Source organism: Pantoea sp. AG1095 (genome assembly GCF_003208415.1).
Lineage (GTDB): Bacteria > Pseudomonadota > Gammaproteobacteria > Enterobacterales > Enterobacteriaceae > Pantoea > Pantoea leporis.
The window spans coordinates 61,396-74,874 of sequence record NZ_QKMJ01000009.1; the positions used below are offsets into that span (position 1 = coordinate 61,396).

The window sequence follows — 13,479 nt, forward strand, 5'->3', positions numbered from 1 at the left end:
ACAACAACAGCGCCCGCAGGCGCTGTTGATGACATCAATGGAAGAACGAAATAATGTGGCCGAGCACGATACCAACAATGCCGAAGTCGGCATCACCGAAGGTGGTGGAAGCGAAGCCGAGGTCGCCCATCAGCGGCAGCAGAATCGCTGGCAGGAAGGAGATCAGCAAGCCTTGCACAAAGGCGCCGATCACTGCGCCGCGACGTCCGCCAGTGATATTGCCGTAGACGCCAGCGGTCGCACCGCAGAAGAAATGCGGTACCAGACCCGGAACAATAACGCTCAGACCAAACAGCGGACACAGGAACATGCTGATCAAGCCGGCGGAGAAGCTCGACAGGAAGCCGATGATCACCGCGTTCGGCGCGAACGGGAACACGGTTGGGCAATCCAGCGCCGGTTTGGCGTTGGGTACCAGCTTATCGGCGATACCTTTAAAGGCCGGCACGATTTCGGCAATCACCATGCGCACACCGGCGAGGATGATATAGACGCCCGCAGCAAAGGTGATCGACTGAATGATGGCGAACACAATGTAGTTTTGGCCGCCACTGATGCTTTCGGTGAATTCTTTACCGGCAACCAGAACCAGCGCGATAAACAGAATCATCATGGTCAGCGAAATCGCTACCGATGAGTCGCGCAGGAAGTTGAGGGTTTTTGGCACCTTCAGCTCTTCAATCGACGGGCTGCCTTTACCGACCATTTTGCCCACTAATGCGGAGAGCAGATAGCCGGTTGAGCCAAAGTGGCCGAGCGCCAGATCGTCCGAGTTGGTAATTTTGCGGGTGAACGGCTGCAGAATCGCCGGGCAAACCACCATCATGGTGCCGAGAATCAGCGAACCAATCAGCACCAGCCAGAAGCCGTGAATGCCGCCTACCGACAGAATTACCGCCAGCATCGCCGACATATACAGCGTGTGGTGACCGGTCAGGAAGATGTATTTCAACGGGGTAATGCGCGCCAGCAAGATGTTCACCAGCATACCAAACACCATAATCATGGCGGTTTCGGTGCCGTAACTTTTCTGCGCCAGCGCGGCCATTGCATCCGTATTTGGCACTACGCCCTGAATATTAAAAGAGTGCTCAAACAGCTGACTGAAGATGGTCAGCGTGGCCGCAATTAAATTGGCCCCGGCGATGAGAATAACAAAACCCATGATGGTTTTAAGCGTACCGGAAATAACATCAGAAACCGGTTTCTTTTGCAGTAATAAACCAAACAGGGAAAAAAGGCCGACAAGTATAGCGGGTGTTCCAAGAACATCCTTAATTATAAACTGCAGCATAACTTACTCCATAGTGAGTAAAGTTTTTCGGGATAAACTGTTGTTAGATATTTTCAGCCAAAATTTCTTTAATCTTTGCATTATCCAGCAGGTTTGTCAGACCAACGACTTTCGCGCTGTGCCCGGCTAATTGGTCGGCAATATCTTTTGCGGCAATGATTAAATCAGCCTGTTCAGATTTCGCAGAGGTTAAATCGGTGTGGCCCACTTCCGCCTCTTTGCCTAATTCCGCCACAATCTTCTTCACGTTCATTTCAACAATAAAGCTGCTACCTAAACCATTTCCACACACAATCAGGACTTTTTTCATCATAGGGTTCTCTGGTTATTTATTTTCAATGACAGCTTTAATCGCTGACAGGGTAGAAGCCGACAGCAACTGCTGCAGGCGGGATTCGTCGCTGAACACGTCCGCTAAGGCGGTGATCATCTGAATGTGATCGTCACCAGATACCGCGCACAGCATGATGACCACATAAACCGGATCGTTTTCATCGGCCTGAAAATTCACGCCATTTTTCACATGCAGCAACGACAGGCCGTTTTTGCGCGCGCCTTGTTCCGGGCGGGCGTGCGGCATCGCCAGGCCCGGCGCCAGCACGTAGTAAGGGCCGAGTTCGGCATGCGAAGTGAAGATGGCATCAAGATAAGCCGGGCTGATCGCCCCAGCGGCCAGCAGCGGTTCGGCAGATAATCGCACTGCTTCCTGCCAGTCGCTAACCTGCTCTACTACCCGAATATGTTGCGGCGTTAGCCATTGAGTGAGCATCAGTCATTCCTGTTTATTCGTCGATGGAGTGCAATGTAGGTTATTTTCTCAGCGGTTTTCTGTGATGATTGTCGCAAAAGTTAGCGCTAACACCGTTATTGTTAAAAAACGTGTTATCGCTAACATTTCCTTGCTGTGCGTTTGTCTTGGTTGCAAGCACCTGACATGCTCAATCATTCTGAAAAGATCGCGGGGTGAGGCACGCCCGAAACTGAGGTTTTTCACATGGCGCGTTAACAGATTTGGTTTTAAGCTGCGTCCTGGCAAAAAAGTAGCGAGTAATGCAGGAGATCGCATGACAGAAAAAAAACGGCGCGGTACCGGTAAAAGCACTTTAGCCGATGTTGCCCGTTTGGTGGGCGTAAGCACCATGACAGCGTCGCGCGCGCTACGCATGCCGGAGAAAGTGTCGCCTGAAATTCGCGCCAAAATCGATGCGGCGGTGATTGAGCTCTCCTATGTGCCGAATGTGCAGGCGAGCAATCTGGCATCGGCCACATCACGCCTGATTACCATGGTGGTGCCATCGTTTGCCACGCCGGGCAGTGCGATTGTGTCCGAAGCGCTACAGGAAGTGCTGCGGCCGCAGGGCTATAACATGATGCTGGCTGAAGCCAACCATTCGGCGGCAGAAGAGAGCGAGCTGATCGAAATGTTGCTCTCCTATAATCCGGCGGCGATGGTGCATTTCAATTTCGATAACGCCGCCGAAGCGCATCGTCTGCTGAGCAATTCCGGGCTGCCGGTCATGGATATTGGCGGCGTGCATCAGGATTCGGCGGGGATCAGCATTGGTGTCGATTACGCCAAAGCGATTCGCCAGTTGGTGCAAAGTCTGGTCGAGCGCGGCTATCGCAATCTCGGTTTGCTGTGCACGCAGAGTAATAACACCATCTTCCGCCAGCTGCTGAATGGCTGGCACAGCGGCATGCTGGCGATGAATCAGGCGCCTCATCGCGTGGTGACCTCGCCGAAAATGCCGACCTTTGCCGCCGGGCACAGCTTGCTGGCGGAAATTCGCCTGACCTGGCCGGAGCTGGATGTGCTGATTTGCACCAGCGACGAAGTGGCCTGCGGCGCTATCATGGCGTGCCATGCGGCGGGGATTGCGATTCCCAGCCAGTTGGCGATTGCCAGCATCGGCGGCGGTCCGCTGGCGGCCGTATGTTCGCCGCCGCTCACCAGCATTGTGCTGCCGTATGAAGAGATGGGGCGCATGGCGGGTAAACGTCTGCTGGCGGCGCTCAAAGGTGATGAGCCGCCAGCCATCAATGAACTGCCGGTGCAGCTAAAACTGCGCGCCAGCAGCCACAAGGTGTAGCCGTGCGTGCGCACCTTTTCCCAGATTCATCAAATCCTTATCAATTCTAAGGCATTGATAACCCTTTTACGGATCATGTTTTTAACTATAATGATCCGACTGCTTACGCGGCACGCCCAGTGAGGTGGTGCTGCAAAACACTAAAATGGAGAGGAAGAACATGAGTTATTCACTGCCATCCCTGCCGTATGCGTACGACGCACTGGAACCGCACTTCGACAAGCAGACGATGGAAATCCATCACACTAAACACCACCAGACCTACGTTAACAACGCTAACGCTGCGCTGGAAGGTACCGAATTCGCTGACCTGCCGGTAGAAGAGCTGATCACCAAACTGGATCAGCTGCCAGCAGACAAAAAAGGTCCACTGCGTAACAACGCAGGCGGCCACGCTAACCACAGCTTCTTCTGGAAAGGTCTGAAGCTGGGCACCTCGCTGCAGGGCGACCTCAAAGCCGCCATCGAAAAAGATTTCGGTAGCGTTGAAGCTTTCCAGGCTGAGTTTGAGAAAGCTGCGACTACTCGCTTCGGTTCAGGCTGGGCGTGGCTGGTGAAAAAAGGCGACAAACTGGCTGTGGTTTCAACCGCAAACCAGGATAGCCCGCTGATGGGTGAAGCCGTTGCTGGCGTTTCAGGCACGCCGATCATCGGTCTGGACGTGTGGGAACACGCTTACTACCTGAAGTATCAGAACAAACGTCCTGATTACATCAAAGCATTCTGGAACGTAGTGAACTGGGACGAAGCTGCAGCACGTTTCGCTGCTGCGAAGTAAGTTCAGGCGATAGCCGCAACGCACTAAACCGGTGATCTCTTCACCGGTTTTTTTTCGCCTTTATAAACCCTTGCTAAACGACCTGAATATTCCCGCACAAGACTATTCCGCTGCGAAAGCTATTAACCTGCCGTTGATAATTTGGGGCATATAGTGGCGATAATTTGTCTCGCCAAGCCTAAATAATCATGTCTACTATCACAACTTCTGTGACGAATAATGATTCGTCAGCACCGCTATTTTTGCCGTTAATAAGCGGAAAGTTCAGGCCAAATAAATTATGGAATAGCGGAAGATTTCGCGCGAAATTTGCCTTAAGATCGCTGGTCTTTCCTGTAACTACCTTTAATTACCTGCACCAGTTGGCGCAATTATCTGCGTTACCACAGCTGCTGACCATGCAGGGTTTGCTGCCGGCGAAGCCACATCGTCCTTATCTGCGTGCGGGATTCAGCGTGGCGCAGCGCGCACAGGCGATCATCGATCACTATACGTTGATGGATCAGTTAGATAATGCGGCGCTGCGTCAGCTGTTGCAGAGTCCGGGTGATAATTTACTGGCCAGCCTGAGCGGCAAAAATGATGAGACGTATGTGATTCACTGCTGTCCGGGCCGCTTTGACCGTGAAGGTGAAATTACTTTGGAATTGCGCTATGAAACGCAGTTAATTGCGTCGCTCTCTTTCTCAATTATTCGCGAACAGCAGAAGCGCACGTTATTAATTGGTGGATTGCAGGGGCCGCGTAAGCATATTTCTAACGATGTGATTCGCGATGCCACCAAAGCGGCGCATGGCGTATTCCCAAAACGTCTGCTGATGGAAGTAGTATTTAATCTGGCGGAACAGTGTGGCGTTGAGGCGATCACCGCCGTTGGCGATACCACGCACGTGTTTCGCAGCCTGCGCTACCGTCACAGTAAAGGTGATAAGTTCTTTGCCAGCTACAGCGAGTTTTGGTTGTCGTTGGGTGGCGTGGCGCGTGGCGATGAGCTATTTACGTTGCCGTTACGCGCGGAGCGTAAAGATTTGGAAGAGATTGCCAGCAAGAAGCGCGCCGAGTATCGCCGTCGTTATGCCTTGCTGGACAGTCTGAATGAACAAGTTCATCAGGCGGCGGGCATCCTACGCGACGTTTCACACGCCGCGTAAGTCAAGATTAGAACGGCTGCTTCGCGTAGCCGGTCATCACTTTCAGTCCCATCTCACGTCCGAGCGCGGTCATTGGGTGTACCACCACCAGGCCGCGCACGCTTTTCTTGAATGCGCCCATGTTGGCTTGTTCTTTTTTGGTGATTTCGCGGCTAAAGCCCAGCTTCTGCAGCTGTTGCGCTTCTTTGCTCAGCTTCTCGGTGCGCACACCGCGCAGGCGCTCAATTTCCAGCTCCAGCTTCTCTTTTTCACGCAGCAGTTCACCGAGCTTTTCGGCATCGCCAGAGGCTAACAGCGGGGCTTCTTTGCGGTTGAGCGCATCGAGCTGATCGCTCAGAAGTTTGATCTCGGCTTTTTCTTGTTCTTTCATTGGGGGAAAACTCGTTAAGGAAAACAGGCAAAGGATACATCAAATTCAGGCAACTTTGCAGCGCATGACTTCGCGCGATAAACCGCGCCGCGACAATGCGTGCTGATTTAACACGTAGATGCCTCACGCGCACTTATCCGCAGCGGCACGCTTCATCGTGCTTGTTCATACAAAAACTACAGCGCCGGCTTTTTAAACACCTGCTTATGCGAAATCCGTGAAATCAGCTCGGTGAGCGACAGCACCATGGTTGAACGCACCATCTGCAGATAGCGCTGTTGCTGCATGGAGCGCAGTTGGTCGTCGTCACGGTTGAAGTCTGGCTGCGATGGCCAGGCGGCCACGCAGTGCAGTTCGCCAAACGGGCCGAGGATCTCATCATCGGTAAAACGATAATCGCTGATGTCGTGATTCAGCTCCTCACGCAGCGCCAGCAGCAGTTCACAATCTTCGTACTCATGCCGATTGATCACGCCCAGGCCGTAAATCAGCTTGAGGCGAACCGAGAGTTCGCCCAGCGGACCATCACCCAGCAGCAGCGGTTCTACCGCGTATTTAACCGCGTAATCGTCCTTGCGAAACACTTGCAGCACCAGCAGATTAACCGCTTCGGTCAGCAGCTCAACGGCGGCGATCAGGAAGCTTCTCACCGAACGACCGGCGTTCAGGCGCTCAAGCACCCGGTTTTCAAAAGCCTGCTTCTCTTCCATCATTGCCTGCATCGTTCAGCTACCGCCAGCGGGCACGCAAGCGCGCCCGAGTTAACCACTAAAGGGCGCGCATTATGCCATAGCGTTGTAAGCGCTCACCACTGAGGTGACCACTTCGCTGTTGGCATCCAGGCCAGAAATTTCCGCCAGCGTGGCTTGCGGGCCTTTTTCTGCCAGCAGCGCGACCAGTTCCTGCGCCTGCGGATCGGCTTCGCTGCGATAGTGCATCGCGGCGGCAATGCCCTGAACCAGATTATCGTGCGGCAGCTGATACTCCAGCGTGCCCAGCGTTGGCTTGATCAGGCGATCGCCCGCGCTCAATTTACGCAGCGGCTGACGACCGACGCGCTCAACGTCATCTTTCAGGTACGGGTTTTCGAAGCGGGTGAGGATTTTCTGGATATAGGCAGCATGTTTATCGGCTTCAAAACCATAACGCTTGATCAGCACGGCGCCGCTCTCCTGCATCGCGCCTTGCACTACCGCACGCACGTTCTCATCGAGAATCGCGTCACGAATGGTAGCGTGACCAGCCAGCTGGCCGAGATACGCGGTGATGGCGTGACCGGTGTTAAGGGTGAACAGCTTGCGCTCAACGAATGCCATCAGGTTGTCGGTCAATTCCATGCCAGGAATGTTCGGCAATTCCCCTTTGAACTGGGTTTTATCAACAATCCACTCGCTGAAGGTTTCAACTGTCACTTCCAGCGGATCGGTGGTGCCCGCTTCGGACGGCGGCACGATGCGGTCTACCGCGGAATCCACGAAGCCAACATGCGTTTCAACCCATGCGTGATACTGCTCTGGCAGCGCTTTTAGCACGTGCTGTTTCAGCTGGCTGGTACCGCGCACCATGTTTTCACAGGCGATGATGTTGAGTGGACGCACATTACCGCTGTCGCTGCGTTTGGCCAGACCTTTCGCGACGCCACCGGCGATGCGCTCCAGAATCTGCGGACCAACCGCCGTGGTCACGATATCAACCTCAGCAATCAGCGTAACGATGTCATCGCTGGTGCTGTTAACGGCGCTCACGCCTGTTACGATTTCGACTTTTGCCTGTTCGCCAACCACATGAACCGGATACTCATGACGGGCGTTAAGGGCATCAAGTACCACCTGATTGACGTCAGCAAACACCAGCTCGATGCCGGCATCTGCCAGTAACTTACCGATAAAACCGCGACCGATGTTACCTGCTCCAAAATGTAACGCTTTCATAAATTTGACCCATATCAAATGACGAAAGGGCGGGCAAGTCCGCCCCGGAAATGTGGGACGGGCTTACCCGCCCCAGGGAAGGTAAAACGGGGTATTACGCTTTGACGGTGCTGCCCGAGAGCAGATCCAACACGTCCTGCACGCTGGTGGTATTGGCCAGCTTATCAATCACGCTGTCATCATCCAGCGCGTTGGTCAGGCTGGTAATCACCTGAATGTGCTCGTTATTGCGAGCGGCGATACCAATCACCAAACGTGCCACGTCTTCTGGCTCATCACCAAACTGTACGCCCGCCGGATACTGACAGAACACCACGCCGGTTTTCAGCACGCGGTCTTTCGCTTCTACAGTACCGTGTGGCACAGCAATGGATTCACCGAGGTAAGTTGGCGTCAGCTTTTCGCGTTCCAGCATCGCATCAACATATTCCGGCTGTACGTAGCCACCTTTCACCAGCTGCTCACCCGCAAAGCGAATCGCCTGCTCTTTATGGGTGGCGCTCAGGCCGAGGAACACGTTGTCTGCACCCAGTTTGAACAGGTGCGCGTTGCCTTCGTCGTAGCTGTCAGCCAGCGTGGTCTGCACGGTTTCACGACGCGCTTCGCTGCGGTTAGCGGCCACCAGACGTTCGGTCAGGTTGCTGTACAGCGCGCTATCGAGGAAGTTGTTCAGCGAAATGTGCTGCGCCTGCGGCGCCTGACGCATTGCACGTTCGGTCAGATCGCGGTGGGTAATCACCAGATCAACGTCGCCCGGCAGCGAGTTAATCGCCGTGTTGGTGACAGAGATATTGCTCAGACCCGCGTCCTGCACTTTCTTACGCAGCACGCCTGCACCCATCGCACTTGAACCCATACCGGCGTCACAGGCTACGATGATTTTACGCACGTGGTTCAGGTCAACGCTCATCGCATCGCCAGCGACTGGCGAACCGGCAACAGCCTGACCTTTTGACTGCGCTTTCATATCTTGCATGCGCTGCGTCGCCGCTTCGATATCGTCATCTTCTTTCACTTTGCTGGTTTTCAGCAGGATAGCTGAGACCACAAAAGAGACGGCAAACGCAGCGATAATGGCAGCGATATTCGCGAAGTAAGCGCCTTTTGGCGTCATCGCCAGCACCGCCAGGATGGAACCTGGAGAAGCCGGAGAGACCAGGCCGCCGTTCAGCAGTGTCAGGGTGAATACGCCAGTCATACCGCCGAGAATAACCGCCAGCAACAGACGCGGCGCCATCAGCACGTATGGGAAGTAAATTTCGTGGATACCACCAAGGAAGTGGATGATCGCTGCACCGCCTGCAGATTGTTTGGCGCTACCGCGACCAAATACCATGTAGGCAACCAGCACGCCCATACCCGGGCCTGGGTTGGCTTCAATCAGGAAGAAGATTGATTTGCCCGCCTCGCTCGCCTGCTGGATACCCAGCGGCGAGAAGATGCCGTGGTTGATGGCGTTATTGAGGAACAGGATTTTCGCCGGTTCAACAAAGATTGAGGTCAGCGGCAGCAGGTTGTTCTGCACCATCAGATTCACGCCCGCGGCGAGAATGTGTGACAGGCCTTCAACCAGTGGACCGATAGCGACAAACGCCAGCAGCGCCAGCAGCATACCAATGATACCGGCCGAGAAGTTGTTAACCAGCATCTCGAAGCCGCTTTTGATCTTGCCATCAACAACGCGGTCAAAGGATTTGATCGCCCAGCCGCCCAGCGGACCGGCAATCATGGAGCCGAGGAACATCGGCATATCGGCACCGACGATCACGCCCATGGTGGTGATCGCACCGACCACGCCACCGCGATCGCCGCCAACCAGACGGCCACCGGTGAAACCAATCAGCAGCGGCAGCAGGTAGGTGATCATTGGGCCGACGAGTTTCGCCAGCGTTTCGTTTGGAATCCATCCGGTTGGGATGAACAGCGCAGTGATGATACCCCATGCGATAAACGCACCGATGTTAGGCATCACCATATTACTCAGAAAGCGACCAAAGCTCTGAACCTTGACCTTTACTGATGAGGACATAAACCCACCCCTTATTGAGACGCGCTGCAATAAGAGAGCGCGTTTGTTTTTGTTTGAACGTTACGGCGGGGGCCGTGGCATTACTGTATGCACGCGGACTCTAGCACTAGTTTATTACGCTGCGTAGAGCTGCGCCTAAGTGTGATGCAGATCACGCTAAGCTGGGGTGATTGGGGGGCAATAAGGTGACATCGATCACAAAAAGGCGCTGTAAGAAAGCAACGGTGCCGAAAAATTAAGCAAAACAAGGCGATGAATGTGACTTAAGTCACCTTTTAAAGTGGGCGCTTTGTTGTGTAAGTGTGATCAATGTCACAAACTATTTTTGGTCGAAAATGCGCCAGATCACAATCTGCTGCAGCAGATAAGTGGGCTGTAAGGAAGTGACGAAATTCTGAAAAGGGACAACAGACTTTCAGGGTCGCCATTGATGGCGACCACTTAAATAGTTCGGCTGTTACAACCCGCCTTGCACCGCATTTTGCGCTTGCGTCAGCGCCTGCGCGTTGCTGGAGAGATTGCTCATCAGCGTGTTGTATTGCGTTGCCTGATCCTGGGTTGGGAACTGTACGCCGCCATCGTTGAAGGTTACACGCGTGCCTTGCGATTGCAGATAGTCGCCGGTTTGCACGGCTGCCTGGCTCAGCGCCTGCAGCTGTGGCAGCAGCGGAATCAGCGTGCTCGCTGGCTGCGTCACGACTTTGACGTAGGCCGCGTCATACACTTTCTTCAGATCATCCGGCTGCTTCAGGGTGGCTTTGCTGCTGTCCGCCTGCATTTTGGCGCTCTGAATCTGCTGGGTCAGCACGCTCAGATTGCCGCTGGCCTGGCGCAGGCTATCGCGACGCGTGAGGTAATCCTGCGGTACACGAATCGCTGCTAACTCATCAACCACCGGGCGCATGCCTTGCTCAATCGCCTGATTGGTCTGCTGCGAGAAGCCATAAAGGATGGCGTAGTCGCTGGCATAATTGCCGAAGGTTTGCTTTTGGTTTTCACTCAGGCTTGGCAGATGTTCGCCGCTGCGCATCACCGTGTTCTGAAGGAAGTCACTGAACGCTTTACGCTGATCGCCCTCTTTGTCACCGCAGGCTGTGAGTTGCAGCACCACTAACGCGCTAACCATCAGCATGCCGGTACGCATCCAGATGCGAGAAATTCCTGACGCCATGATGAACTCCTGTTATGGCTAATTCGATTCGATGGGAATGGTCCTAAAGGATAGTGCAATGGCCTGACGGGTACAACGGGCGGCGTTTGCCTGGTGCGCATAAATGCGCACCCGATAAGGAAATGGCGGAATTCCAGGGTCACCAATAATGGTGACCGTTTTAACACGTTAAATCAAAACACCAGCGCCTGCCCATCCTTACGGCTTTCAGTGGCGGCGATATAGAAGCCTTGCGGATCGCGCACAATCGCCTGCGCACCGCCGAAGTTATAGCCGAGCAAAGGATCTTCCAGCGTGATCTGGTGCCCCATCTCGCGCAGCTTCGCCAGCACGTTAAGGTCGATGCCGGGTTCAACCACCACCGCACGTCCTTGCTCAACGCGCCAGCGCGGTGCATCAATCGCTGCCTGCGGGTTTTGCTTATGCTGCATGATGCGCAGCGCCATCTGCAAATGACCTTGCGCCTGCATCGGGCCGCCCATCACGCCAAACGACATCAGCGGCTGGCCGTCACCGTCGAGGGCAAATGCCGGAATGATGGTGTGGAACGGACGTTTGCCGCCGGCCACCACATTGGGATGCTGCGGATCGAGCGAGAAACCGCAGCCACGATTTTGCAGGCTAATGCCGGTGCCCGGCACCACTACGCCAGAACCGAAGCCCATGTAGTTTGACTGTATAAAGGACACCATCATGCCGCTGGCATCAGCGGTAGAAAGATAAACCGTGCCGCTCTGCTGCGGGGAGCCAAAGGTAAAATCTCCGGCCCGTTCGGGATTAATCAACTGCGCGCGCTGTTTTAAATACTCATCACTGAGAAGCAATTCTGCCGGGAACTCAAGGTGATCGTAATCGCTGACATAGCGATCCAGATCGGCCAGCGCCAGCTTCATCGCTTCAATCGACAGATGCAGCCACGGCACCGAATCCGGTTCATAGCGGCCGATATCCCACTGTTCGAGAATGCCCAGCGCAATCAGGGTGGCGATGCCCTGACCGTTCGGCGGCAGTTCCTGCACCGATCCGCCCGCAAACGGACGCGATAACAATTCTACCCAGTCGGCGCGATGATTTTTCAGATCATCAAGGTTCAGCGCCGCACCATGCTGCTTAGCAAACGCCACTATCTTTTCAGCCAGCTCGCCACGATAGAAGGCCTCACCGCGCGTTTCGGCGATTTTTTGCAGCGTTTCGGCTTGCGCCGGATTACGGAACAGCTCGCCGGCACGCGGCGGTCGTCCATCGGGCGCAAAGCACTCGACGAAGCCGGGCTGATCTTTCAGCTTGTGGTAGGCGCGCTGCCACAGATGACCAATCAGCGGTGAAACCGGGAAACCATCGCGCGCGTATTCGATGGCCGGTTGCGCTAGCGTGGTGAGTGGTAGCGTGCCAAAGCGTTCGGCCAGCTCCACCCACGCCGAAACCGCGCCCGGCACGGTGACCGCTTCCCAGCCAATTTCCGGCATGGCATCGCGCCCGGCAAAGCGTTCCGGGTTCCATGCGGCGGGCGAGCGGCCCGAGGCATTCAAACCGTGCAGCTGTTTGCCATCCCAGATAATCGCAAAGGCGTCACTGCCGAGTCCGTTGCCGCTAGGCTCCAGCACGGTCAACGCCATTGCACTGGCAATCGCCGCATCTACCGCATTGCCGCCCTGTTGCAACATACGCATCCCGGCCTGCGCCGCCAGCGGCTGCGAAGTGGCAACCGCGTTGCGTCCCATCATCGGTACGCGGTGTGAGGCATAGCTGACGTTAAAATCCAGTTCACTCATGATCGTTCCTTAGTGTGAGTCATCACGTGGGTCGAGCGCGTCGCGCAAACCGTCGCCCAGCAGGTTGAAGCCCTGCACAGTGAGAAAAATAGCCAGGCCGGGGAAAATCGACATCCACGGCGCCTGTTCGAGAAAGCCTTTGGCGGTATTCAGCATCGCACCCCATGAAGGCGAGGGCGGTTGCTGGCCGAGGCCAAGGAATGAGAGGCTGGCTTCGGTAATGATCGCCGAAGCAATCGCCAGCGTGGCCTGCACCAGAATTGGCGATAGCACATTGGGCAGCACGTAACGCAGGATGATCCAGCGATCGGGCAGGCCAATCGCTCGCGCGCCGTCAATGTACTCTTCGTGGCGAATGGCGATCACCTGGCCGCGCGTCAAGCGCGCGAAAATCGGCATCGCAGATAAACCGATGGCAATCATAGCGTTTGATAAGCTCGGGCCGAGAAACGCTCCCAGCGCGATTGCAAGAATCAGAAACGGGCATGCCAGCAGCGCTTCGATAAAGCGCGAAATAATGCCGTCGCACCAGCCTTGCCAGTAACCGGCAATCAACCCAAGCGGCACACCAATCAGAATGGCGATCAGCACCGAAATGCAACCCGCCAGCAGCGAAGTACGCGCGCCCCACACCAGGCGAGACAAAATATCGCGCCCCAGCTCATCGGTGCCAAACCAGTGCAGCACCGTAGGTGCTTTACGCACCGCAAGGAAATTGGCTTTGATGGGATCAAACGGTGCCAGCCACGGTGCCAGCAGCGCCACGGCGACAAACAGCAGCACAATCACCGCACCAATCAGCGCACTTTTATTACGCAGGAACTTTTTCAGCACCCGACGATTCGGCTTTGCCACTGCAGGCAGTGCGCCAGCGGTTAAAACCTCGCTCATGG

13 protein-coding genes are annotated in these 13,479 nt (G+C 55.0%); 3 read left to right on the forward strand and 10 right to left on the reverse strand.

Features of this window, described 5'->3' with window-relative positions; genetic code table 11:
- Nucleotides 1–34: 34 nt before the first annotated feature.
- Genes DEU53_RS17335 through DEU53_RS17345 form a run of 3 tightly spaced genes read right to left on the reverse strand, consistent with a single transcriptional unit; the run spans nt 35 to nt 2,063 of the window.
- Entirely contained in the window at nt 35–1,294 is a 1,260-nt protein-coding gene (locus tag DEU53_RS17335; protein ID WP_110867875.1) for a PTS ascorbate transporter subunit IIC, read from the reverse strand.
- Nucleotides 1,295–1,337: 43 nt separating this feature from the next.
- A complete protein-coding gene (locus DEU53_RS17340; protein WP_101763934.1) occupies nt 1,338–1,604 on the reverse strand; it encodes a PTS sugar transporter subunit IIB in 267 nt (88 codons plus the stop codon).
- 15 nt (nt 1,605–1,619) lie between these two features.
- Complete coding sequence (locus DEU53_RS17345) at nt 1,620–2,063, reverse strand: PTS sugar transporter subunit IIA (RefSeq protein ID WP_101763828.1); 444 nt, start codon at nt 2,061–2,063, stop codon at nt 1,620–1,622.
- 295 nt (nt 2,064–2,358) lie between these two features.
- On the opposite strand from DEU53_RS17345, the gene DEU53_RS17350 reads away from it, so the two are divergent.
- The 3 genes from DEU53_RS17350 (at nt 2,359) to DEU53_RS17360 (ending at nt 5,313) form a co-directional block, all read left to right on the forward strand.
- Nucleotides 2,359–3,384 (forward strand): LacI family DNA-binding transcriptional regulator, encoded by a 1,026-nt coding sequence (locus DEU53_RS17350; protein WP_101763827.1) that lies wholly within the window; start codon nt 2,359–2,361, stop codon nt 3,382–3,384.
- Nucleotides 3,385–3,544: 160 nt separating this feature from the next.
- A complete protein-coding gene (gene sodA, locus DEU53_RS17355) occupies nt 3,545–4,162 on the forward strand; it encodes a superoxide dismutase [Mn] (RefSeq protein WP_101763826.1) in 618 nt (205 codons plus the stop codon).
- Between the two features lie 188 nt (nt 4,163–4,350).
- The gene (locus DEU53_RS17360) at nt 4,351–5,313 is read left to right on the forward strand and encodes a VirK/YbjX family protein (protein ID WP_101763825.1); all 963 of its coding nucleotides are present in this window, start codon (nt 4,351–4,353) and stop codon (nt 5,311–5,313) included.
- Between the two features lie 7 nt (nt 5,314–5,320).
- On the opposite strand, the gene DEU53_RS17365 is transcribed toward DEU53_RS17360, so the two are convergent.
- From DEU53_RS17365 to DEU53_RS17395, 7 genes are all read right to left on the reverse strand, one after another.
- On the reverse strand, nt 5,321–5,683 hold the full coding sequence (locus DEU53_RS17365; protein ID WP_007893377.1) for a YibL family ribosome-associated protein: 363 nt from the start codon (nt 5,681–5,683) through the stop codon (nt 5,321–5,323).
- A gap of 176 nt (nt 5,684–5,859) precedes the next feature.
- Nucleotides 5,860–6,405: a mannitol operon repressor MtlR gene (mtlR, locus tag DEU53_RS17370; RefSeq protein ID WP_199559727.1), complete on the reverse strand. Its 546-nt coding sequence runs from the start codon at nt 6,403–6,405 to the stop codon at nt 5,860–5,862.
- 60 nt (nt 6,406–6,465) lie between these two features.
- On the reverse strand, nt 6,466–7,614 hold the full coding sequence (gene mtlD / locus DEU53_RS17375) for a mannitol-1-phosphate 5-dehydrogenase (RefSeq protein WP_101763824.1): 1,149 nt from the start codon (nt 7,612–7,614) through the stop codon (nt 6,466–6,468).
- Between the two features lie 94 nt (nt 7,615–7,708).
- The gene (locus DEU53_RS17380; protein WP_110867876.1) at nt 7,709–9,643 is read right to left on the reverse strand and encodes a PTS mannitol transporter subunit IICBA; all 1,935 of its coding nucleotides are present in this window, start codon (nt 9,641–9,643) and stop codon (nt 7,709–7,711) included.
- Nucleotides 9,644–10,100: 457 nt separating this feature from the next.
- Complete coding sequence (locus tag DEU53_RS17385; protein ID WP_110867877.1) at nt 10,101–10,814, reverse strand: DUF3053 domain-containing protein; 714 nt, start codon at nt 10,812–10,814, stop codon at nt 10,101–10,103.
- A gap of 173 nt (nt 10,815–10,987) precedes the next feature.
- On the reverse strand, nt 10,988–12,586 hold the full coding sequence (locus tag DEU53_RS17390; RefSeq protein ID WP_110867878.1) for a gamma-glutamyltransferase family protein: 1,599 nt from the start codon (nt 12,584–12,586) through the stop codon (nt 10,988–10,990).
- A gap of 9 nt (nt 12,587–12,595) precedes the next feature.
- Nucleotides 12,596–13,477: an ABC transporter permease gene (locus DEU53_RS17395; RefSeq protein ID WP_101763820.1), complete on the reverse strand. Its 882-nt coding sequence runs from the start codon at nt 13,475–13,477 to the stop codon at nt 12,596–12,598.
- Nucleotides 13,478–13,479 lie beyond the last annotated feature (2 nt).

Excerpts from the sequence above, each read along its gene's own strand:
- DEU53_RS17340 (WP_101763934.1), bottom strand. The coding sequence starts at position 1,604 with ATGAAAAAAGTCCTGATTGTGTGTGGAAATGGTTTAGGTAGCAGCTTT.
- DEU53_RS17365 (WP_007893377.1), bottom strand. The coding sequence starts at position 5,683 with ATGAAAGAACAAGAAAAAGCCGAGATCAAACTTCTGAGCGATCAGCTC.
- DEU53_RS17385 (WP_110867877.1), bottom strand. The coding sequence starts at position 10,814 with ATGGCGTCAGGAATTTCTCGCATCTGGATGCGTACCGGCATGCTGATG.
- DEU53_RS17380 (WP_110867876.1), bottom strand. The coding sequence starts at position 9,643 with ATGTCCTCATCAGTAAAGGTCAAGGTTCAGAGCTTTGGTCGCTTTCTG.
- DEU53_RS17390 (WP_110867878.1), bottom strand. The coding sequence starts at position 12,586 with ATGAGTGAACTGGATTTTAACGTCAGCTATGCCTCACACCGCGTACCG.
- mtlD (WP_101763824.1), bottom strand. The coding sequence starts at position 7,614 with ATGAAAGCGTTACATTTTGGAGCAGGTAACATCGGTCGCGGTTTTATC.
- DEU53_RS17360 (WP_101763825.1), top strand. The coding sequence starts at position 4,351 with ATGTCTACTATCACAACTTCTGTGACGAATAATGATTCGTCAGCACCG.
- DEU53_RS17345 (WP_101763828.1), bottom strand. The coding sequence starts at position 2,063 with ATGCTCACTCAATGGCTAACGCCGCAACATATTCGGGTAGTAGAGCAG.
- sodA (WP_101763826.1), top strand. The coding sequence starts at position 3,545 with ATGAGTTATTCACTGCCATCCCTGCCGTATGCGTACGACGCACTGGAA.
- DEU53_RS17395 (WP_101763820.1), bottom strand. The coding sequence starts at position 13,477 with ATGAGCGAGGTTTTAACCGCTGGCGCACTGCCTGCAGTGGCAAAGCCG.
- DEU53_RS17335 (WP_110867875.1), bottom strand. The coding sequence starts at position 1,294 with ATGCTGCAGTTTATAATTAAGGATGTTCTTGGAACACCCGCTATACTT.
- mtlR (WP_199559727.1), bottom strand. The coding sequence starts at position 6,405 with ATGCAGGCAATGATGGAAGAGAAGCAGGCTTTTGAAAACCGGGTGCTT.
- DEU53_RS17350 (WP_101763827.1), top strand. The coding sequence starts at position 2,359 with ATGACAGAAAAAAAACGGCGCGGTACCGGTAAAAGCACTTTAGCCGAT.